We start from the raw sequence: 22,223 nt of genomic DNA, 5'->3' as shown, positions 1-22,223 counted from the left end.
CTCGCTCCTGACGCCCAAGGGACGACTCCGCCTGACCAAATGCAATCCATGTTCCCGGGGATCTTTGGATAGTTGCTACGACGATCCCGATTTCAGGATGGGCTTCGCTTGGCCAAACTACGGTGTATCAAAAGATCGAAGCAATGGCCGAACTCACCGTTGAACTCTTACTTCAGTGAATCGACAGTGCACCATCGCCTTCGCCCGAACGCCATTCAGTCGCTAGACAGTCATGGCGTCCCGGGAACCATCTGGAGTGTACGCGTTAGCGAATGACTGGCCTGACTGCCGAACCTGCGGTATCCCGATTCCCCGCACGGCTAGATCCTCAAGTACCTTATCCGGGGTGCTCCGATAAGGACTGACAACTGCTTCCGACTTCGCCATTCCCACGCTGCGCTGTAGGTCGACCAACGATTCTGCCATCTTAATCATTGCAGGCAACGGCGTTATTACTGGCACCCCGGTACCAGTCACCTCGTTGTAACCAACTTTGGACAAAGCTGTTCCGTAGGGCATGCAACCGCAAATCACGACATCTGCACCATCGCGTACGCACTGCAGAGCTTTGGCCTCGAACACCTCAATCAACCGCTCTGGTCGGCCATTGTACGCCTCAACCAGGAGTGGTCCCAAGGGAGCTGTAAGCGGACGCACTGGTCTGCTAATTGCGCGATTTTCCCAGCCGAGAAGGCGCAGGTTTTGCTCCACCGCGTTGTGACCATAAACCGGTCCCTGAGTAAAGTAGTCTTCAGTAGCTAGTGTCACCACGCCGAATCTGGCGCCGATAAGTTGTGCCATTATCATCGCTGATTCCGCTGGCCCTATGACCGGTATTTTGACCGCCTGACGCGCCTCTTGCAGGTAGAACTCACCGTAGCAGACGCCCGGAAACGCGGCGTCAAAGCCATCCTGCTCGGCCTGCTTGACTCGTTCCAAGATACGAAACCAAGCTTGTCTAGCCCGCTACTGGAATCGATACCAAAATTCCCGAGTTTGTGCGACGATATCCGCCATAAGCTTCACCGGAAGCATGGACAGAGAGCGCCCGTGCAATGGCGCATTATCCGAGCCGTGGAGTTTGACCGGGGAGCAGATGCGCTAACCCATCGACTCTGAGTGTTCGCACTGTCAAAGTGCAGGCATCCGGCGTTATCCAGCGACCTCCGAAGGTGGGTGATTTCTAACGACGCGGTGCCAGGAATGCCTCAACGAGGTTGATCGACAGAAGAGGAAGCTATCGGTCCAATTGAGTTCCTCCCCGACGAACTGGAGGCGCTCCGGTGATGTTCTCGGTCGACGTCCGTGGGACGCTTACGGATGTGGTGGCTATTTCAGGGTCGGAGATCCGGACCGCAAAAAGTGTCGACTGATTACCCGGCAATTTACGACGCGGTGGTGGGTGGCGCAAAAGAGCCCGGGTTGGAGAGTGGCACGATCTTCAACCATGCGAGTACACAGGGCCTAAATGGCACGGTCACCCGCAGGCTCCCCAAAACTGGCATCCTGGCAACAGTGGGTCATCACGACACCCTTGACCACGGCAAGGTCTTCCGCCTAATGACGGCGCGGCTGGATCCAAACTGGCGTGCGAGTTCGGGGGGATTCGCGGCGACCGCTCGGGGAGCGCTACCTGCCCCGGACCATTCACGTTCGAATCACGGCGGACGGCTCGGTGTTGTTCTACCTGGGCGAGGACCTGGCGAGTGCGAGACCAAGGTCCTAGCCAAGTGCAAGGCCCATTCTACATCGAGAGAGGTCTCCCCCATCGCGCATGAGTATGCGCGTGCTTCGACGACCGAAAGCGGTGTGCGCGCAATGGTTTATGGCGCGTCCAGGAGAGCCTCATCGACCAGCGCTGGCGCAGGTAACTCAGTCCGCCGTCCACTCCCACACTGGACCAAACCAGGACGATGGGTTCGGTGGGGACGTTACGCCAGGCGAACCGGGTCCGCCTCTGCACAACACAGCTGCCACGGGTCAAGACCGGGCGCCGGCCGGTATTGAGAAGCATCGCGCTGACTCGCTCAATGGGCTTCAGCGTCGTTACCTCAGTTTGGAAGGATCATCAGACTCGTCGTAGGGTGCGGCTTTGGTACGACGGCAGTTCCTCCGGAATTTCCGCATCACGCGGTGCCGCTCCGGGAACACGCACTCGCTGACGGCCCTCAAGACTCAGGGCCAACTCCTCATGAGAGGTGTAGTACTCGTATCGCATGTGTCTGCGTTGGAACAACCATCGGTCGTCGACCCGGCAATACTCGTCGTCGTAGCGGTACGCGGCGACCATGCGCTGCCCGTCGATGGCAACTTCACCATGGCCCATCTGGATTCCGAGCGCGGTCCTCGCACCGGGCCTCAGGTCCAAAAGATGCTGATGAACACTGTGTGCGGTCAGAGAGTACGTGCTCATTATCTGTCCGAAAAACTCGCGCAACTCTCTACGACCTGAGTACGCAGCTCCAGCTCGCAGGAAAACGGCGTCATCCGCAAATAGACCTATTAAGGCGTTCAGGTCGTGGCTATCGACGAGAATCGGGTACGCCTCAGCCAGCTGCCGAATCGCCTGTAGGTCGACCATTCGCTGCAGATGCAGCAACTCCGACCCTTTTTCAACTTCCGGGCTGAAATTCACACGGCTAACGTCAAGCATGATGATAAGGCCTCCTTCTAACGATTGGGTGCGTCGACCAGCATTGGGGAGTCAGTGCCTCGCGTAACCGAGCATGCCGTTCCCGGCTTGATTAGGAACCCGCTTGGATCAGAGCACCGGAGTATTTGACCTGGTTGCCGGGAACGTGGTGTGGGTGACCGAACCCTTCGATCAGTTCCCGGGCCGGCCTTCGCTCTGCCACAAAGCTCGAAGCCATCCCGCGGTCTGTTCTCCGGCACCCCCGCGTGATGGTCTCCTACGGTAAGTAACGCGGCTGCGATTCCCACCTGAATGGGATAGCCATAGGAGGCCAACACACGAGCGACGTGGTGGCCATGGCGCGATTCCGTGCTCCATGACCGAATTGCGCTAGCCAAGACCAGTCGTCGGTTGTCGACGCCACGGTCGCTTGCCGCCTATAACGGGCGGATCAGGCTGGCGTCGATTCAGAGGCTGCCTCAAGCGCGGAGGGCCGGCGGAAATTTTTGCCGTACTTGGCAAGTTGTGCTTCGAAGGCCGGAATAGTATCAGAACCGATCAGCTGGAGATCACCGAGGTAGTCGAACAAGTTCAGACAAATCCCATCGACCCCGTTCGTCGCAGCCCAATCTGCCAACTGTGTGCCCGCATCTTCGGCGCTAGCGATAATCGCGTCACCGAGCAGATATTCCTCGACCTCATCACGAGAGACCATGCGTCCTTCTGCGCTCTCTACCGATTCGGCACCGCTGGCAACTAGCATGTTGCGCAATGCTCCCCGGTCTGCTTGGTCGACGATTTGCCGTGCACGGTCCTGGGCCGCGGCAGTCGTCGCGCCCAGAATCACTGACTTGGCGCCAATGAATCCACACTCGCTGCCGACCTCGGCCCGAACTTTGCGGAACTTCTCTGCGAGGTCTCCGTAACAGAAGATATAGTCCACGTTCTCAGCCGAGAAGCGCATGCCGGTGTAGGACTGTCCGGCATTAACAATCAACGGTGAAACCTGCAAGGGTCGCGGCCGACCTGCAGCCTTGTTGATCTTGAAGTACTTCCCGTCAAGCGTAGCCTCTCCATCGCGCCACAGCATCTCAACAACGTCCAACCATTCCCGGGTGTATGCGTAGCGTTCCTTGTGGTCAAGCAGCTCAACTCCCATAGCGGCGAATTCGTGTGCTCCCCACCCGCTAACCACGTTGAGACCCCAACGGCCGCCGCCGATGTGGTCCAGGCCGACACCATACTTGGCAGCCACAACAGGATTGAGTAGGTTTGTGTGGATTGTGGTCAGGAGTGTAATTTTCGTGGTGGCCGCCAACAATGCCGCGGTTAACGTGATCGTGTCGAGGCTGGCGCCGCGCCAGACGATGTCGTCGCCGGGCAATCCAGCCCAACGGGCGGCAGGAAACGCGAAGCTCATACCGACTTCCTCTGCGGCGAGGACCGTTGCCAGGTTGTACTCGTAGGTCCACTCAGTGGGGTTCGGTGCGAGCGTGGGCCATTCGTGGAACGACTGGTTCGGTTGGAAGATACCGAGCATGACTGAATTGTCGATGCTCGGTAGAGCCCGTTCGACACAATGTTCGAGACCGGGCCTGGTGGCGGGATCGGCGCTTTCTGGGTAATACCTCATTAGATGCCTTTCTGAAGTTGAAGCGAAGAGTCGACGAGATCACGCGCTCCGGAAGCATGCGACCGGCTTTTCAAGATCATGTCCTCGCGGAAACCCTCCCGGTGTCGCCACGAGTCAACCTGTTCGCAGAACCCAAGCGTGCCGCCGGGGTATCCTGCCGCGACCGCAGGAATAATGTTGCCGGTCACGTTGCCCTCGTTGTTGTAATAACCCGGCGTGCAATCCAGCACGGATTTCGCGAGGGCCGCACCACCCCGACGCAACTCGGCCATGTGGGCATCCCACGCCAACTCCGCCTCGCGTTTGACTTCCATCGACGTGACACCCGAATCCACCAACGTCGTAATCAGCTCCACCACATGGCTGGCCTGAATCGTCATTCGGAAGGGAATGTTGAACGTCGGCGCGGACTGGCGACTGTTTCCGACCATGAACATATTCGGGAAGCCATTGGTGTAGAGACCGTGGAGCGAGTAGTACTCGTTACGACCCAACTTCTCATCCAGCGTGACACCATCGCGCCCGATCACGTTGTAGCGACCCGACTGCGACGGCGAGGTCGCGAACGACTCAAACCCTGTCGCATAGACGATGCAATCCACCTCATACGCCACTCCATCAAAATGGATGGCATTCTCTGAGATACGATCCGGCCCGCGGCCATCGGTATCAACCAGGGTGACATTGGGTTGGTTGAACGCCTGCAGATACTCATCGCTGAAGCACGGCCGCTTACAGAACCGTCCGTAGTACGGCATGAGACCAGCGGCGGTCTTGGAATCCTCCACGATCTCCGCGATGCGATGGCGAATACGCTCCATCTGCTCGAAGTCGATCGCGTCCATCGCGTCGGCAACAGCCTCTGGCGCCATCCCCCTTGCGTCCGGACGACCCCAGACCTCTTTCCACTGATCATCGATCAGATTACGGTCCGGGCTCTTGCCCTCCAGCACGAGGTCGAAGTTCGCCTGACGATCCTCCTGCCACCCCTGCGGCAAGCTCGACCACCACTCGGGATCTGTCGCCCGATTACCCCGCGCATCAACAATCGACGGGGTGCGCTGGATCAACACCATTTCCTTAGCTTCCGCCGCAACCCGAGGCACCACTTGAATCGCAGTTGCCCCGGTGCCAATCACCGCAACCCGCTTATCAGCCAGCCCGGTCATACCCCCAAGGTTGCTGCCGCCCGTGTACTCGTAATCCCAACGACTGGTATGGAACGAATGTCCCTTGAACGTTTCGATCCCGGGAATGCCAGGAAGCTTAGGGCGACTAAACATCACCCCGGATGCGAGCACCACAAACCGTGCACTGATCTCATCGCCACGATCAGTGACAACCAGCCACAGCTCACTTTCCTCATCCCACCGCGCCTCCGTCATCCGGGTCTGGAACAGCGCATCTTTGTAAAGATTGAAATGATGCCCCATCTTGCGGGCATAGCCGAAGATCTCGTCGGTACGAGCGTACCGCTCCGTGGGCATATAACCCACCTCCTCGAGAAGCGGAAGGTAGATGGAGGACTCGATGTCGCAGCGCGCACCCGGATAACGGTTCCAATACCACACACCACCAAAGTCGCCAGCGTCCTCAATGATCGCCAGCTCCATGTCCCCCGCCTTGCGCAGCAACCCAGCCGTGGTCAAACCACCAAACCCGCCACCCAAAATCAGGACGTCGACGTCACGCCGCACCGCTTCACGCTCCACATGCGGGGTGAACGGATCACGCAGATACTCCGAAGCAGTGTCGAGCTTCACATACTGTGCGGTTCCCTCTGAACGAAGCCGCTTGTCCCGCTCTTCCCGATATTTCTCGCGAAGCGAATCCCGCTCTTCCTCCGGCACAACGCCCTCATTTTCCGAATTCATTCAGAACCTCCGCTCCCTGTTGACTTTCCGTAGGGCAAATCCGACACCAACACCACGGCATCGGACACGAACCTCAACGTCCGCACCGCCACTCTGTGGAATCATATTCATAGACTAATGGTATCGTATCCAAGAAGACAAAGAAACACGAAAGAAGGAAGGCGAAGCATGAGGCAAGCAGTAATCGTTAGCACAGCGCGTACACCGATCGGCAAGGCTTACCGAGGCGCGTTCAACGACACCTCGGCACAGGAGCTCGCTGGACATGCGATCCGGGAAGCCGTAGCACGCGCACAGATCGACGGTGCCGAGATCGAAGATGTCGTCCTCGGCTCCGCCATGCAAGAGGGCACAACCTCGATGAATATCGGAAGGCAAGCAGCACTCCGCGCCGGCCTCCCCGATACGGTGGCCGGGATGAGCATCGATCGCCAGTGCGCCTCTGGGCTCATGGCAATCGCCACAGCAGCGAAGCAGATCGTTGTAGATGGCATGCATATCACCGTCGGCGGCGGCGTCGAGTCGATTTCACTCGTGCAGAACGACAAGCAGAACTTCTACCGCGCTCGCGATGGGTGGCTGAACGAGAACGTACCCGGCATCTACCTGCCGATGCTCCACACCGCCGAAATCGTCGCAGAACGTTATGGCGTCAGTCGGGAGGCCCAGGATGCCTTCGCGCTGATGTCACAGGAACGGATAGCAGCAGCTCAGGCATCCGGTCGATTCGATGATGAAATCGTCCCCTTCACCACAACGAAAGTGGTGACGGACAAAGACACCGGCACTCAACAACGCGTTTCAGTGCTGCTCGAAAAGGATGAGGGAAACCGCCCCGGCACAACGGTAGAAGCGCTTTCCAGCCTAACGCCCGTGCTTCCAAATGGAACGGCATCGGCCGTTTCAAGCGTGACCGCCGGAAACTCCAGTCAGCTTTCCGATGGCGCTTCTGCAGCCGTGCTGATGGAGGCATCCGAAGCCAAGCGTCGTGGACTCACACCACTGGGGCTATATAAGGGGATGGCAGTCGCCGGATGCAGTCCCGAGGAGATGGGTATAGGGCCCGTTCCCGCAGTACGAAAGCTCTTGAAACGCCACTCCCTCGAAATCGATGATATCGGCCTTTGGGAGCTGAACGAGGCTTTCGCATCACAGGCTCTGTACTGCCGCGAAGAACTTGGCATTGATCCTGAGCTCCTCAATGTAAACGGAGGTGCGATAGCCGTTGGTCACCCCTACGGCATGTCAGGTGCCCGGATGGTCGGGCACGCACTGTTGGAGGGACGGCGCCGTGGAGCGCGGCTAGTTGTCATCACAATGTGTGTCGGTGGTGGCATGGGAGCAGCAGGACTGTTCGAGGTTGTGTCGTGACGGTCATGGAACGGCGCCACTTCACGAACATCGATGAGATCAGCCAAGCCGTCGGTGAACATCTCGGGTTCTCACCGTGGATAACCATTACGCAGCAGCGCATCGACGTTTTCGCCGATGCGACCGGCGATCATCAATGGATCCACGTCGATCCAGCCCGCGCAGCATCCGGTCCCTTCGGATCTACAATCGCGCACGGGTACCTGACGCTGTCACTCGTTTCCATGTTCATTGAACAGATTGTCGATATCAGTGAATCGATAACCCGGATCAACTACGGTGCAGAGCGAATCCGCTTTCCCGCACCCGTCCCGGTAGGTTCCCGTCTACGCGGAGGCGTCGAAATCGTCGCCCTGGATCCGACGAGTCATGGTCACCGTCTCCGGGCGCGAGTCACGGTGGAGATCGAAGGGCAAGACAAGCCAGCCTGCGTCACGGAAAAGGTGATCCTCCTGCTTCTTTGACCCCGCGGGCAGGGTCAGCGAGAGTGGAACAATCACGACCAACGAGCCAAATCGGTGCTTTGGGGTTGACCCGTCGTCCCGACCACCATCTCTGGACCTGTCTCCGGCAGCTCTCGCGGCCACGCGCTCGGGCCCAGCGGGCGTGATCTCACGTCGGTCGGGCACGTCCAGGAGGAGTACTTTATCGCGGGCAAGGCCGATCGTGCCGTCGTCATCGACGCCCCGGGCAGGGGGAGTTTGTCTCAAAGATGGAGCCCGAGTCCACGCCGTACCGCACTCCTATCGTGGGTGCGTCGGCCCGCCGACCCAGCTGAGTTCAACGGCGAATTGATCGTCCATTGGACCAGCGTCAGCCCCGGCTACGACGTCATGGACGAACCCGAGTCCAAAGCCGACGGATTCGCCTTCGTCAGTGTTCAAGGCGCCGGGCTTGAGGGCTTCCCCGGCCCGATGCAGTTGCCGGTCGACTCCTATGCGGCCGATCTGTTCTCGCAAGCTGCCGTGGCTCGGGGCCGGAGCCACTCGCGAGCGTCGAACCCCTGGATGGCCTCAAGGTTCGCTACCGCGTCGCCCAGGGAGCCCCGCAATCCGCCTTGCGTCTGTGGCGTGGAAATACAGCGTCGTGGCGGCATACAAGCCAACGAGCGTCGGACCGAGCCTCATGTTGGTATGCAGCAGCCGGGGCCTGAGCTCACCAGTCGTGATCAACACTGCGCCGGAGGGTCCGCCAGATCTGGACAACGACCGAGCCTCCACCCCGTGCTCACCGAGCATCGCGATGGTGTCCGCTTTCGGGTCTGGTCCCCCACTCACCGAGCACGAGCTTGGAAAGATGTCGCTCCCAACGGTGGCGCAATCTGTAACGCAGTCGCGCCTTACGACGTCCGCACTATGTGCCCCCACAAGCCCACAGCCGAAGTCTGGAACCACGGCCGGTGGCCCAACCGGGGCAGCAGCGGCCCGGAAAAGGCTCGGCCCGTCCTAAACACTGGATATCACTCAAAATGTCACGTTCCAGGCCAGGATGTTCGGACTACATGGATACTCCCCCGTCGATTGGCAGCACGACGCCTGTAATGTAAGCGGCCTCCTCTGAAGCGAGGAAGCCGACTCCGGTGGCGATCTCGTGCGGGTCCGCAAACCGCCGGATTGGGATCATCTCGGTAAGTTCCGTAAGCCTCGCTTCGGGGATAGACGAGATCATTCTGGTCTGCGCATTGGGTGAGATCGCGTTGACAGTGATCCCGAAGCTAGCGAGTTCCTTCGCCGCGGTCTTGGTGAATCCAATGATCCCTGCCTTCGCAGCTGCATAGTTGGCTTGGCCGAAGTTTCCGTGCATGCCCGAATAAGAGGTGACGTTCACTATCCGCCCGAAGCCCTGTGCGCGCATCGGCGTCACGGCCGCGCGTGTGAGACGGAAAGTGCCGGTGAGGTGGACGTCCAGCACGCTGTGCCATTCGTCATCGGTCATCTTCCACAGCACCCCGTCACGAAGAATGCCAGCGTTGTTGACCAGGATTTCCAGCGAGCCAGCCTCCTCAACGACCTGATCGATGACCTCACCGACTGAGGGGGAAGACACATCGACTACGAGCGAACGCGCCCCCAGACGCTCTGCAGCAATAGCTGTCTCCTCGGGGTCGAAGTCGGCAATGTACACGGTTGCGCCGCCCTCAGTAAGCAGTCGGGCGATTTCATATCCGATGCCGCGCGCGGCCCCAGTGACGACGGCGGTCTTGCCTCGAAAGTCAAACGAAAGGGTCACGCTAATCTCCTCGGGGATAGGTTTGCATTATTTCTATGACTGTTGTGCACTGCTTGGACGTTTGCATTGCTAACGGATCGCAAGTGCGTTTGCGGTGGAGCCAGCGCCGCCGGGGGCGTACAGCGGAGCGCTCACCAGCATGCACGTCGCTCGGCCGTCGTCGTGGCTTCGTGCGGCCAACTCCTCGAGCCACCAAAGCTCGCCGATTGCCATTCCGAAGTGACCGAGCAAGGCTCGGTGAAGTATGCCGAACGGTGACTCCGGGCTCGAGTTCCCCATCGGAAAAACCTCAACGCAGGGTGTGTCACTCACAACTGCACTGCAGTGGATATTCCAGAGATATCGCGCCATCTCCTCCGTGTGTTCGAGTCCTGCCGCCACCATATTCGCGCGATCCGAAACATGCTGACGCTCGTCCGGCTTCAAGCTTGCGTACCAAGCGGCAAACCCGGTGCGCAATAGGATAATGTCCCCGGGAATGAACTCCACTCCTGCTCGTTGCCGCGCGCTCTCAAGATCCGCGACGGAGAATGCGTGCGGGGTTGCTGGGTCGTATGGTTCCCCGTTGAGCTCCGCGTCCCTCTGGAGGTCAAGAAGTACACCTCGCCCGACGATTCCTCGCCGAGCCCAACCGGCGATCGAGTTACGACCCTCCAGGACTTCATCGAGTGTTGCCCCGTTGTAATAGACGCCCGGGTACGCTGCTACATGGCTGAGTGCGTCCCATTGGCTGCTCGACTGCGGGTTGAGGGCCGAGTACGATTCGTCAACGCTGCCATTCTCCGTGACCACGGTATGCCTCGTGTAACGCGGCCGCCCGTACAGGGGGGGGTCAAAAAAGTCGAGCGGCGCATCGAGCCGGATGACTTCACCGCTGACAATCGATTGGGCGGCTTGAAGAGTTGTCGCCGGACCGTGCAGGTTCAGCAGTCCGTCCTCGTCGGATGGCCCGAATAGCCCCCATGATGCTCCGATGCCGAAGTCGGTTTTTGGTAGCTCGTCATAGTCCGGAAGGTCCGGTCTTTCGCTGCTCATGTCGTAACTCATTCCTCTCTTGGCTGCCGTTCTCAACTTCCCTAGTGGTGACATGCGGCGAAAGAGCATCAAATTTTGAAGTCGTTTACCGACATCAGGGTCTGAACCGTTCCTGTGCACGATGGCCACATGTGTCTAGGCCCCGACCTCGCTAGGTGCCCGGTCTTTGAAAGTCCAGCTCGACGCCAGCTGATCCTTTGCGATCATGTTTCGATGAAGCTCCGACGCCCCGCCGGCGATCCGGTAACTGCGGGCAAGTCCGTAGAGCCAGGGCAGACCACTTTCCTCGTCGAATCCCGTACCCCCACACACTTGGATTGCCTCATCACAGACGAAAGAAGCCGCCTCACTAGCGGCGAGCTTGGCCATGCTCGACTCGATGCGCGAAGGGTTGCCGTCAACGGCATTGGCGGCGGCTTTCATCATGAGCAGCCGCGCTGACTCAATTCGCATTTCCATGTCGGCGAATTTCCACCTCAGTCCCTGCTGGTCCCACAGGGGTCCGCCGAATTGGTGGCGACTTACGACATACTCCTGCGCACGAGTCCTTGCACACTCGGCAATTCCGAGACTCTTGGCAACGGCTCCAAGGCGTTCCATGTTGTAAGTCAGGATGAGGTCCTTGAATCCGTTCTCCAAAGGCAGAATGTTCTCCGCCGGGACCCGACAGTTCTCGAATCGCAGTTCCGCCCACGTTGAGCCAGACATAAAGGTTCTGGTGGGTCCCGTGACCAGGCCAGGCGACCCTTTCTCAACAATTACCGCCCCAATGTCGCTCAGCTTCGGGCCAAAGCGGACATAGACCAGAAAAACATCAGCCGCATTGGCTCCGGCAGAGAAAACCTTGACTCCGTTAAGGAGGACCTCGGAGCCCTGAACTCGACCGCTTGTCTTCAAACCCGTCAGTTCTGAGCCTGCGTCAGGTTCGGTCAGTGCGATCGAAAGGCGGAGCTCACCATTCAACATTCTGGGGATGTATTTCTCCTGCTGGGCCGCACTCCCATGTTTGGTGAGGATGCTCAGTGGACCGACGTCGAACACATTCATGGCTGCAGCTGTAGTCGGGCACACGCTGCCGATCGCATCGAGCACCAACAGCGCGTCAAACTCAGAGCGCCCGCCGCCGCCGACCGCTTTTGGTGCGCAAAGCCCAAGCAGCCCCGCATCTCGCAGAGCGGCGATGTTCTCGGCGGGGTACTCCTTAGTACGGTGCCACTGCATAGCTTTCGCTTTAAACGTGTCGAGCGCCAAAGTACGACTGGCGGCGATAAGGTCTACTTGGTCCTCGCTCAGGCCGAACATTCCTATATTTCCCTTTCTAGAAGCAAAAAATTGTCGCACCTACTCATGAAGGCGTGACGGGTAGCTGACCTTAGACGATCCGTCGCTCTGTGACTGAGCCGTGCGACCGCCGTCGACCTAACGGTTGAATATGATGTCAATCAAGCTGCGTGGCGAGCACAAACATCCTGCATTCCCAGTTTGGAAGCGCGAGTCGATCCCAACCCGTTTATTTAGCCGTCTGGCCACCTTCAACCGGAAGTGCAACCCCCGTGACGTATGAGGATTCATCACTGGCAAGGTAGAGCATGGCATCTGCGACCTCGTCGGCCCTTCCGATCCGCCCCATCGGAATCTTCTCTTTGATGTAGTCCGCAGCCACCGGATTATTTGCCCTTCCTCTGTCCAGCATCGGAGTTTGTATGGGCCCCGGACAAACGGTATTGGCTCGAATTCCCTGGCTCGCGTACTCGACCGCTACGGTTCGAGTCAGTCCGAGCACGCCCGCCTTCGCCGCACTATAGGTCGACAAGTACGGGGACGCTATCAGCGCAGCACTCGAGGCAACGTTGACGATCGAACCGCCACCTCGCGCGAGCAGAAACGGTATCGCAGCCCTCATCGTGTTAAAGACACCCCGGAGATTTACGCTGACCATGAGGTCGAAGTCACCATCGGTCTCGTCCTCAAAGGACATCTTCGACCTTGGATCTGCTCCTGCGACGTTACAGAGTATGTCAAGGCCACCGTACTCGGAAACTGCGAGATCGATGATGCGTTGAACGTCTGTAGCGCGCGAAACATCAGCGCGAACGCCTACGGCTCGGACACCAAGCTCATCCGCTGCAACCTGGACGGCCTCACTCCTACCAGCCAATACGAGCCGTGCGCCCTCCACGTGAAATCGTCTCGCCGCGGCGAGGCCAATTCCTGACCCAGCGCCCGTGATCACTACGACCTTATCTTTGAGCCTGTCAACCACTGCATCTACTCCTGATCGGATTCTTGGTGTTCGCGCTGCTCGTCAAGCTCGTCGCGTTCGCGGTCAGCCTTCGCGGGACGCGATTTGGGCGACGATGGGGCGGCGTCCCTCGCCTGCACCCACAGTTCGAACGTCTCCGACGACGCTGCCCTTCGTTCTTAGCGGGAAGGTCATTCGATGATGACCTTCGCCCTGCCGACATTGCTCTGTAATACGGCGAGCGTGCTCAGCGAATCACTCATGATTACTGTTCCCTTGAACGGGCCGAGAGTTACTTTGCCAGTTGTCCAGCAACGCGGGCGCGATCTGAACGGCGTGTTGCGGACCTACCAGCAGGTGGCTCATCGCGACCCGTGCGTTTGCATTAAGGCGAGCGAAAATACCATCCTTCGCAATGACATCTGACCCCGCCCACAGCGATGCGGTTGCAATGATGTCGTCAAGCGACCGGTAGAGGTGCAGTGCTGCTTGCTCGATAAGCGCAATGTGCAGTTCACTCAAACGATGCTCCGCCGCCGCCTTCCAGAGGTTCTTGTAGGAGTCCAGAATGAATGCGCGCGACGCTTGGTACAGCGAAGCAACGCGAACAAACTCGGCCTGAAAGAGCGGATAGTTGTCCAGGGAAGGTACCACTCCGCGACGGCGTCCGTGAGCGGACTTCGCCATCTCCTCGATGGCTCGCTTCGCTAGTCCTAGCCCCGTACCGACGTGGTGCAGTGTCGTGACCGATGTAAACCCCTGGGCGAACACAGGGTCGTTAGGAAAGTCCGTGCCGTCGTGGATTGCCATCCACTTTTCCTCGATGACGTGTTCCTTCACTAGATAGGACCCTGAGCCTGATCCGGCGAGACCAGACGGGTCCCAATCGTGCTTCCACTCGACGTGCTCAGGGTCCACCCAAATGAAGACGACTTTGGGCTCCCCGTCATCACCGATGAGCATCTCGTCGTTCTCGTCGAGCAGAGCTACCCGGCTGACCACTCGCGTCGCGTGCTGCGAGCCGGATCCGAAAAACCTCGGAGGTGCTTTGACAAGATAGCCATCCTCCACGGGCTTTGCAGTGCCGAAGGGTCCTTGTGGTGCACCCGAGCCGCAGGCGACGCCGTCTGCGTTTGGGCCAATGAGCTCCCGCAGTGCTTCAGCCGGCAGAAGCATCCCAATGAACAGGGTGCCTGTCTGATGGTTACCGTAAACCCAACCAGCAGAGGCGTCCTGGCGCGAGATCTCCTCCGCGATCTGAATATACGTAACGGCGTCCACACCCGCGCCTCCGAGGTGTTTTGGCAGCAACACGCCATACAGGCCGGCGTCCTTCCACGCCTGAACGACCTTTGACGTGATGACCTTGTCCTGGTCGGCTTGCGCGACTTCAGACTCTACGAGCGGCGCCAGCGAACGTGCTACGTCAACCCACCTCTGCGCTTCTTCTGACGTGTGATTAGTGTCACAGATCGAGGCGTCAATTACTGACTCCATAATGTTGACCTCCGTAGGGCGAGATTTTCGAGTCGTGATCGGGTGCAAGAGTAGTCGTTTGCTGTCGGGGCCAGCTTAGGCATACGGTAACGGGAGTCGCGAGGAGTCCCCAAGCCGAGTGACAGCACAGTCAATGCCAGTGGTCTAAATTTGAGCGCCGTCGGCAATGCAATCATGACGCCGCACCCGACGCTTGATATCGCATCGCGAGTTCGCCCCATTCACGGTAGCGGATTGTCTCTTGAACGGTCTTGGCAGTGCCTGAATAATCCGCGTCCACCATGCCAGTTTGCTTTAGTTCCGTGAGCGTCTTGATAGCTGCCTCGTATATTGCATAGGAGACAGGAACCGGGTCCAGCAGAATTTTTACACCGCTTTGAAGCGCGAATTCACGCTCTTCGCGGGTTGCACTACCGAATCGGATGGGTACCATCATCACCGGCACTCCGGATGATGCCTCTACTGCTTCTGCAGCATCCTTCCATTCGAAATGCGTTGGCTTGATCACGTCAGCCCCAGCCTCAGCGAATAACCGCATGCGCAACAGAGCCTCGTCCTTCGATATCAGGGCACTATCAGTCCTTGCCACGATGACCGTGTTTGGATCCCTGCGCGCCTCGACCGCGGCGCGTACGCGTTGAACAGCCGCATCGCGTGTCAGGTGGTGGTTGTCGTCGAACTGCATGACGTTCCCCAGCTCTTTGGGGGGCGTGTGCTTGGGGTAGGCGAAGTTTGTATCCTCGATCATGACGCCGGCAATACCGGCAGCTTCCGCCATCTGCAGCGCCTGACGTACCTGGAGTGGGTTACCTCCCCCGTCGTCGAAATCGACGATGAGCGGAATGTCAATTGCCCGCGTGATGCCCCGGGCCACATCGATGATGTCGCGGGTGGAGATCATGGTCATGTCAGGAATCGCATGGTATGCCACCGATACGGTGACCCCTCCGCCGATGGTCACCGCGCCAAATCCTAGATCCTGGGCTACCCGCGCCGAAAAGGGGTCATGAACCCCAGGAATATGAATCATCCCATCACCCGCGATCAGTTCACGCAAGCGAGCGGCGGCCGACCCTGGCCTCCTTGTTGTACCGCTCAATGGCATTAGGTGTTCCTCTCTATAGAGCGCAGGCTTGTTGTACTACCTGAGTCTGGTTTCGGGGTGTTCCGAGCATCCACGCCGCAGCGGTGCTGCAGGTCCAAACGGCTCATGTGTTTAGCTGCGGAGGCCGGCTTGGATCATGAGGGGCAGGATGTCGTCTTCCATCTGCTGGAGTCCCTCGTCGTAGTCGACCCAGGAGATGGCCACTCCGTCGAGTCCGGCGTTGGTCAGCTCCAGCAGGGATGCGACCACCTGCTCAGGGGTACCAACAATCGTCATGGCGCCACGGCCGGCAGCGAGTCGCTCGATTGTCTTGGCGTGCTCTTCCGGATCAACGTCGAAACTGTCCGAATTGGCGCTAACCCCCGCAAGCAACTTCTCGATCGCGGCAACATCAGCGTTGTCCCGGTGCACCCAGCGGAAGTACTGCTGAGCTTCCTGCTCGGTCGGCCGACACACGATGTGCACCCGCCCGAAGACACGCACCTGGCGACCGTGGGAGCTCAACGCTTGCTGCTTGATCTCGGCGATTTGACGCTGCGCGGTCGCCATGTCCTGCAGGGACGCGAAGATGAGATCACTATGGGTGGCAGCGAACTCACGGCCGGGGCCGCTGGTGCCCGCATTCATAATCACCGGGTAGGGGTCCTGCAACGGGTGCGGGTCCGAGAACGCGTCAACAGCCTTGATGTACTCACCATCGAAATCCACCGGGGAGTCCCCGGTCCACAGGCGTTTGAGCAGAGTCGTCCACTCATCAGCGTAGGCGTACCGGGCCTGGTGCTCCCGCTGGGTAAGGCCGAACATTGCGAACTCCTCCGGGAACCACCCCGCCACAACGTTGATCCCGAACCGGCCCCCCGACACATGATCGGCAGTCACTGCCATCTTGGCCGCCATCATGGGGTGGATCACGGGAACCTGAACCGTGGCAAACGCCTGGATCCGCTCCGTTCGCGCCAACAACGCAGTGGCCCATGTGAACGGCTCAAAAGAGCGGTCCGACAAATTGAACTGCCCACCAAACCCGCGCCACCGCTGCACCGGGATCACCGCGTCAAACCCGATCCGGTCAGCATGCTGCGCCAACCGAAGGCTCTCCTCCCAACTGCCCAGGACCTTGCCCTCTACATTGGCAAGCGTCACACTCCCGCGCATATTGGTAGCGAACGTGGCCAACTTCAACCGATTCTCATCATTCAAAACCGGCGTTGACCACTTGTCCACGCGAACATCAACCGCTTCCGAAGGCACGTTCAACATCTCTTCCGTCCTTGCTGACAAGACTCCACCTCGACTTAACCCAATCGTGCGTGGCTCCCAAAAAAACCAGACAACCACACCATCCAACAAACTTATGAATACGATACCACGACGGTCCTGAATGCGATACCGATCACGTGGACTCATAGAAAACCTCCGCGTATTAGAGAGCGCCGCAGCCATCAAGGTCAGCAGCCATATCGCGTCGGGGCAGAGACCTGGGCGATCCGACCCTTAGGCCAATGCAGCTACCACGCTGCGCCTCTCCTGCATCGATGGTGGCCCTCCAGGAATATCCTTGCGGGCACTCCTAGTAGAGCCATCACGCCGGCAAAGGATTCGGAGTGCACCAAAGCAACAACGGAGGACGCCCCTCCTTGGATCGGAGCGCTCGGGTCATAGGTGGCGATACTGGCCTTCAAAAGGGTCCGGGAACCGACAAGGGTCCCCGATTCCTTCCCAATCCATATCGTCTTGATATCTTGCCCACGGACGTTAGGACCATGCGACCTGATTAGGTGACAAGAAGAAGACCTCCGAGTGGAGTGGGGCTTGTCCAGAGTCCGAACCACAAGGAGGTCTTCAATGTCCCGTACTAACCCGCTCCTGGCGCCGGTGGACGGCTCGGCCTTGCCAGATGCATCGTCGCAATTGGCCTATGCGGCGGGCAACTGAACGTTCCCAGGTATCCGTCACGACCGCCGCGCGGTGGGAGGCCCGTTACCGGCATCCATCCCTTCGCGGTCCACAGGGTCCTCTCCGGTTCCTCGAAGACCATTCCCGCGCTCGCCTACTCCGAGATCCTCACCGATGAGAAATAGGACACCGGGACACGGCTTCTGGGAACGCGCCAACGCCTACTTCGAGTCCCACGGGATCACTGTCAACGGTCCTGACCGATAACGGTTCCTGCTACCGCTCGTATCCGGCGTTGATGTATCGACATGACTTGGATCACGCGAGCTTACAGATAGATGGCCCGATTCAGACGTACGAGGTAGTCGCCGAAGTCAGGATCGACACTTTTGAACCCATCCGTGCGTTCCGCTATCACCTTCCACACGAGATCCCTCCTCAGCGGTGACCGATTCTTTTGTGCTGAGGCGAGTGCGTCAGACATTTCTGCACTAGTGAGATCGGTGCAGTATGCCGGTGAACCCGGCTGGAATCGCCACGACTCTGCGAGGGGCCCCGCATCGTATGCGTCGAACCCAGTCTCATCAATCAGTTGCATGGCCACAGCGCGGCTCGTATCGTCGTCAGATGCAACAGGGATCGAAATGCGGCCGCTTGTGCCCGGTTTCATCGGTTTATCCGCGAGCGATTCTGAAGTGATGGCGTTCCAGGCCTTCGTGACGGGTCGACCAAGTTGCTCAGAGATCCATAAGCTTTCTGCCCTGCCGTAGTCGAGGACTGCAATTCGGCCGTCTCGCTCAGGATAGTAATTGGATGTGTCGATAACGATCGCGCTCTTTGCGGCGCCTTCTAAGAGTGGCCGGATGCCGGGCGTGCGCGAGAGCGGAATAGACGTGATGAAGACGTCCGCGTCAATAGCCACGTCAGCAGCGGAAACGGCCACCGCTCCGGAGGTCAACAGGGACGGGTCGATGGATTCAGGGCCCCGCGAGTTTGCCACGCGCACCTCGTGCCCAGCGGTGCTCAAGCGCCGAGTCAAGGTGGCGCCGATCGATCCAGCGCCCAAAATTCCAACCTTCATAACTGCCTCCGCTAGATACGTCAGGCGAGATCGTTTCCCGCTTCTAGTGATTCCTGTGGTCAAGGTCCCGGGACGGGCAGTTCGCTAACTGCCCTGCCCACAAAAGCTGGAACACTTCAAACGATTCTCATCGTTCAAAACCGGCATCGACCATCTGCCCACCCAACATCAACGGCCTGCCGATGGCGCGATCAATTTCGCTTCCGCCCTCGTTGACAAGACACTGCCGGGACCTTGCATGTACGTCTTGAATACGATACCACAACAGCGGCTGAAAAAACTTGAATGCACTTCTGCATCGCCTACCGCTGCCCCAAGTCGGCGGTTGCCAGTTTTCGAACCCACCTCCCCTGGCCCGTCCCAACCTGATGATGGATTCGATTCCACTTTCGTTGCATCCGATTTCAAAGTTGGCTTGACCGAAGCTGAAGGCGCTGATAGAAAGAAGCCCACAGGACAGTGGGGACAACTCCTCCAGGCCGCTGTGCAACTTCGAAGGGGAAAGAATGTCAGCATCCACCCAGCTCGCCATGAGCATCGCCGATCAACTGTTTGCCATTGAGCAGATCAAACAAGTCAAGAGTAAGTATGCATACAGCGCTGACCGACACAAGTGGGATGACTTTGCCTCGGTATTCGCTCCCGATGCCGTATTCGATGAAAGCGACTTCCCGGGTCCGCTCCAACCGTTCACCAAAGAACCTGTTTCCAGCGCGATTTCTGACTATTTCAAGCAATCTGCTTCTAAGGTCGAGTGGCCGCTCATCGGCCGTGACGCTATTTACTCGGAGCACATCGGCGTCCCGGCCGACCACGTAATGGTGCACCATGTGTTGGACCCCTACATCGTACTGACCTCGGATATGACCGCCACGGCGAGGTTCCGGTTCGAAAGCCACCACTGGTTTCCGGCTGGCCGACCGGTGAAGTACATGCATAATTTCGGCGCATACCACGAGACCTACATCCGCTTGGAAGACGGTAATTGGTATATCAAGACCTTCAGGCTAGAGCGTCAGCGCGTCGAGTGCGTCTAGAGCTGAACTTCGTCGTGACGTGATGGTGTATCTCGGCACGGCGTCGAGCACCGACAGCAAGTTTGACATTACCAAGTAGGGAATCAAGTCACATGTCCAGAATTCTGACCGAAGACCAACTCGCGCTCCGCGAGAAGGTACGAACCTTTGCCCGAGAAACCGTCGGGCCCCGGAGGCTGGAAGCTTACGAGAACCCTCCGTTCCTCAAGGAGATGAACCGGCTCATGGGCGAGGCCGGCATCTTGCGCACTTTTGCACCGAAGTCGCTCGGCGGCGACGAGATGGGCGTCATGGCGATAGTCATCGTCATGGAGGAACTCTCGCGTGAATGTCCTGCGGTGGCCATGAGCGCCATGATGCAGATGAACATTCCGGTGAATATGGTCAAAACTCCGGCCGTAGCCGACCGCTGGGCCCAGAGTGCACTATCCGGTGAGACAACGGTGTCTTTCGCCTCCACCGATCCGGTTGGCTATGCGAACTACGCTGAACACCCCGACATCGCGCGGCGCGAGGGAGATGAGTTCGTGCTCAACTGCGTACGCCATTTCGCGGGACAGGGAACCTTCGCCGACGTGGTGGGCGTCTCGGGACTGGTCAACGGCGACATGCACCTGTTCTGGATACCCGCCGATACGCCCGGTGTGAAGGTCAGCCCGATGCCGAAGATGGGCGTTGGTGCACCCTGGGGCCGCTTCGAACTGACCGACGTACGGATACCTGCGGAGTATGTCCGCGACCTGAGCGAGCTCGTGAAAGACCGCCAACTCGTCGACGTCACCGGCGCAAGCAAAGTATCAACGCACCCCATCTCAGCAATGGCACTGGGAATTGCTGAGGGAGTATGGGAAAAGACAGACGCCTTCCTGCGTGAGCGCACGGTCCGCAACGAGCCACTTGCGTCGATGCAGGCTCTTCAGCACAAGCTCGTGCGCATGAAACAGAACATCGAAGCAGGACGATCGATGCTTTATGATGCAACACAACTCGTCGACGTCGGCCAAGGCGACGCCGTGCTGGATCACCTCCTGAAGCCCTTCCTAACCGAAATGGCCGTCGAAGTCGCGACCACATGTATGACTCTTCACGGCGGACGCGGCTACCAGCGATCAGAAGGCATCGAGATCTACCTGCGTGACGCGGCCGGACTCCTTATCGGTGAATGTACCGCAGACATGCACTACTCAACTGTCGCGAACCTCCTTAACATGCCAGGTGCACTGCCCGGGTCGCCCTAAGCCCCACAGGGCAGACCAGATGGGATGACATTGCTTCGGTATTCGCACCCGATCCAGCTTCGTCCACGTCTCTTCCGCCAGATACCCGTTGAGCGTGCTGTAGATGCGACGTGCCAATTGATGCAGCAACTAATTTCGTTGTCCGCACAACCCTCGGCGCATCGCTTCTCCACGTACTGGCGCGTTTCGCTGTCATAAATCATCCTGACGATGGCGACCATGGGCAACGCACTATTCAAAGATCGGTCCCCACGGTTCGGGCCCGTGCCGGACACTGTTCCCGGAGGACGTGGGGATCGGATTTACCCGGGTCATCGAGGCAAATGCTGCTTCGTTATGCCCCCTGCCTTCGCACGACCTACGCGGCGAGGCACTTCGCAGCGTAGGTCGGACTGAACCCCGTCTCCTCCAGGAACGGCGCGGCCTGGCGGACCCCGTCATGAAGGCGTGCCCGGCCCAGGTTGTCCACCGACACGGGCAGAACGGCTGTGGCGATCCGGTGGGCCTCCAGGGCATCGGACTTGTCCATCACTGCTCTTCTTGGCATCCACGGTCGGCAGAGGATGTTGATACGGCCTCTTGTGAGGGCGATGAGAGCCTGTTTACGGGACTTTCCTTCTCGGCGCTGCCGGTCTTTATAGATATTCTTGAGGCCGGGCTGTTCTTGAGGCTGGAGAGGGCGGCCTAGTTAACAGGTCCGCAGGAAGCCTGCGGTTGAACCGACATGGCCGGTGAAGGTTCCCCGCTGATTCATCCGGAATCACGCTGGACAGGGGCGAGGCCCGCAATGCTGGCGAGCCGATCGACTAGGTCGGACCGCCCAGGTTGCGGCACCTCGGCATCGAGCGTACTGAATGCTCGGCCAGCCGGACAACCAGGGCAGCGCATGTGGGCTGGATAGGCAGGACAGTGTGCTGGAAGTTCGCGCCTATCAGTGCCGTCTCAGCCATCTTGGCACTGTTCCGGCAGCCTCATTCCTCAGTCAGCCGGCGAGCCGGGTCGGTCCTGCCCGCCGTATGCCCTCAGTGCTCTGGCAGCCGCTGAAGAGGAGCAGGGGCGCCTTCTTTGAGTAGTCAAACGCGCGCTCAATCATGCAGGGGCTTCGCCGCGCCGTGGGTACGGAAATATGTGCGCGGGGAGCCTCTGGCGTGGTGATGGTTGGGCGGAGCAGACTGAGGAGTGTGTTTCGGTTGACCCCGTCCGTTTAGTGGTGCCTGTGAGCCTGTGGCTCAATCTGGTGGTGAAGGGCACAGCTTTTGTCCGCGGGACCGTGGACTGTTGCCGGTGAGCACGAATGTCAAACTTGTTCTTGAATCCGCCCTCCCCGGAACACAGACATTTCCTGCCCAACAG

17 protein-coding genes and 2 pseudogenes are annotated in these 22,223 nt (G+C 59.0%); 5 read left to right on the top strand and 14 right to left on the bottom strand.

The window, feature by feature from the left end; all coding sequences use genetic code 11:
- Positions 1 to 222: 222 nt before the first annotated feature.
- From VUN82_11385 to VUN82_11370, 4 genes are all read right to left on the bottom strand, one after another.
- Positions 223 to 939, bottom strand: coding sequence for an aspartate/glutamate racemase family protein (locus VUN82_11385; protein ID XAS74381.1), 717 nt, complete (start codon positions 937 to 939; stop codon positions 223 to 225).
- 1,129 nt (positions 940 to 2,068) lie between these two features.
- On the bottom strand, positions 2,069 to 2,581 hold the full coding sequence (locus tag VUN82_11380) for a nuclear transport factor 2 family protein (protein ID XAS74669.1): 513 nt from the start codon (positions 2,579 to 2,581) through the stop codon (positions 2,069 to 2,071).
- Positions 2,582 to 3,083: 502 nt separating this feature from the next.
- Entirely contained in the window at positions 3,084 to 4,172 is a 1,089-nt protein-coding gene (locus tag VUN82_11375) for an LLM class flavin-dependent oxidoreductase (protein XAS74380.1), read from the bottom strand.
- Positions 4,173 to 4,264: 92 nt separating this feature from the next.
- Positions 4,265 to 6,139 (bottom strand): NAD(P)/FAD-dependent oxidoreductase, encoded by a 1,875-nt coding sequence (locus VUN82_11370; protein ID XAS74379.1) that lies wholly within the window; start codon positions 6,137 to 6,139, stop codon positions 4,265 to 4,267.
- Between the two features lie 168 nt (positions 6,140 to 6,307).
- Between VUN82_11370 and VUN82_11365 the strand changes: the two genes are divergently transcribed.
- Positions 6,308 to 7,510 (top strand): acetyl-CoA C-acyltransferase, encoded by a 1,203-nt coding sequence (locus VUN82_11365; GenBank protein ID XAS74378.1) that lies wholly within the window; start codon positions 6,308 to 6,310, stop codon positions 7,508 to 7,510.
- Between the two features lie 5 nt (positions 7,511 to 7,515).
- Positions 7,516 to 7,974 carry a MaoC family dehydratase gene (locus VUN82_11360; GenBank protein ID XAS74668.1) on the top strand — a complete coding sequence of 153 codons (459 nt, stop codon included), beginning with the start codon at positions 7,516 to 7,518 and terminating at the stop codon, positions 7,972 to 7,974.
- Between the two features lie 279 nt (positions 7,975 to 8,253).
- Here the strand turns inward: VUN82_11360 and VUN82_11355 are convergent, their stop codons facing one another.
- From VUN82_11355 to VUN82_11320, 8 genes are all read right to left on the bottom strand, one after another.
- The gene (locus tag VUN82_11355; GenBank protein XAS74377.1) at positions 8,254 to 8,469 is read right to left on the bottom strand and encodes a hypothetical protein; all 216 of its coding nucleotides are present in this window, start codon (positions 8,467 to 8,469) and stop codon (positions 8,254 to 8,256) included.
- A 538-nt stretch (positions 8,470 to 9,007) separates the two neighbouring features.
- The gene (locus VUN82_11350) at positions 9,008 to 9,739 is read right to left on the bottom strand and encodes an SDR family NAD(P)-dependent oxidoreductase (protein XAS74376.1); all 732 of its coding nucleotides are present in this window, start codon (positions 9,737 to 9,739) and stop codon (positions 9,008 to 9,010) included.
- Positions 9,740 to 9,808: 69 nt separating this feature from the next.
- Entirely contained in the window at positions 9,809 to 10,774 is a 966-nt protein-coding gene (locus tag VUN82_11345) for a cyclase family protein (GenBank protein XAS74375.1), read from the bottom strand.
- Positions 10,775 to 10,909: 135 nt separating this feature from the next.
- Positions 10,910 to 12,076 (bottom strand): acyl-CoA dehydrogenase family protein, encoded by a 1,167-nt coding sequence (locus tag VUN82_11340; GenBank protein ID XAS74374.1) that lies wholly within the window; start codon positions 12,074 to 12,076, stop codon positions 10,910 to 10,912.
- 208 nt (positions 12,077 to 12,284) lie between these two features.
- Positions 12,285 to 13,037, bottom strand: a complete 753-nt coding sequence (locus VUN82_11335) for an SDR family NAD(P)-dependent oxidoreductase (protein XAS74373.1) — start codon at positions 13,035 to 13,037, stop codon at positions 12,285 to 12,287.
- Positions 13,038 to 13,271: 234 nt separating this feature from the next.
- Positions 13,272 to 14,513, bottom strand: coding sequence for an acyl-CoA dehydrogenase family protein (locus tag VUN82_11330; protein ID XAS74372.1), 1,242 nt, complete (start codon positions 14,511 to 14,513; stop codon positions 13,272 to 13,274).
- Positions 14,514 to 14,685: 172 nt separating this feature from the next.
- The gene (locus VUN82_11325) at positions 14,686 to 15,618 is read right to left on the bottom strand and encodes an isocitrate lyase/PEP mutase family protein (protein ID XAS74371.1); all 933 of its coding nucleotides are present in this window, start codon (positions 15,616 to 15,618) and stop codon (positions 14,686 to 14,688) included.
- 111 nt (positions 15,619 to 15,729) lie between these two features.
- Entirely contained in the window at positions 15,730 to 16,878 is a 1,149-nt protein-coding gene (locus VUN82_11320) for an LLM class flavin-dependent oxidoreductase (protein ID XAS74370.1), read from the bottom strand.
- A 785-nt stretch (positions 16,879 to 17,663) separates the two neighbouring features.
- Between VUN82_11320 and VUN82_11315 the strand changes: the two are divergent.
- Positions 17,664 to 17,803 (top strand): annotated as a pseudogene (locus VUN82_11315) (IS481 family transposase).
- Between the two features lie 39 nt (positions 17,804 to 17,842).
- Here the strand turns inward: VUN82_11315 and VUN82_11310 are convergent.
- The gene (locus VUN82_11310; protein XAS74369.1) at positions 17,843 to 18,595 is read right to left on the bottom strand and encodes an NAD(P)-binding domain-containing protein; all 753 of its coding nucleotides are present in this window, start codon (positions 18,593 to 18,595) and stop codon (positions 17,843 to 17,845) included.
- Between the two features lie 506 nt (positions 18,596 to 19,101).
- Here VUN82_11310 and VUN82_11305 point away from each other — a divergent pair.
- Both VUN82_11305 and VUN82_11300 read left to right on the top strand, forming a co-directional pair.
- Complete coding sequence (locus tag VUN82_11305) at positions 19,102 to 19,632, top strand: nuclear transport factor 2 family protein (protein XAS74368.1); 531 nt, start codon at positions 19,102 to 19,104, stop codon at positions 19,630 to 19,632.
- Positions 19,633 to 19,724: 92 nt separating this feature from the next.
- Positions 19,725 to 20,870, top strand: coding sequence for an acyl-CoA dehydrogenase family protein (locus VUN82_11300; protein XAS74367.1), 1,146 nt, complete (start codon positions 19,725 to 19,727; stop codon positions 20,868 to 20,870).
- A gap of 99 nt (positions 20,871 to 20,969) precedes the next feature.
- Here the strand turns inward: VUN82_11300 and VUN82_11295 are convergent.
- Positions 20,970 to 21,282 (bottom strand): annotated as a pseudogene (locus tag VUN82_11295) (transposase).
- Between the last annotated feature and the right edge of the window lie 941 nt (positions 21,283 to 22,223).

The organism is Micrococcaceae bacterium Sec5.1 (assembly GCA_039636795.1).
Classification (GTDB): domain Bacteria; phylum Actinomycetota; class Actinomycetes; order Actinomycetales; family Micrococcaceae; genus Arthrobacter.
Note: the sequence above shows the minus strand (reverse complement) of the source record. Positions and strands in the feature narration are given on the sequence as shown.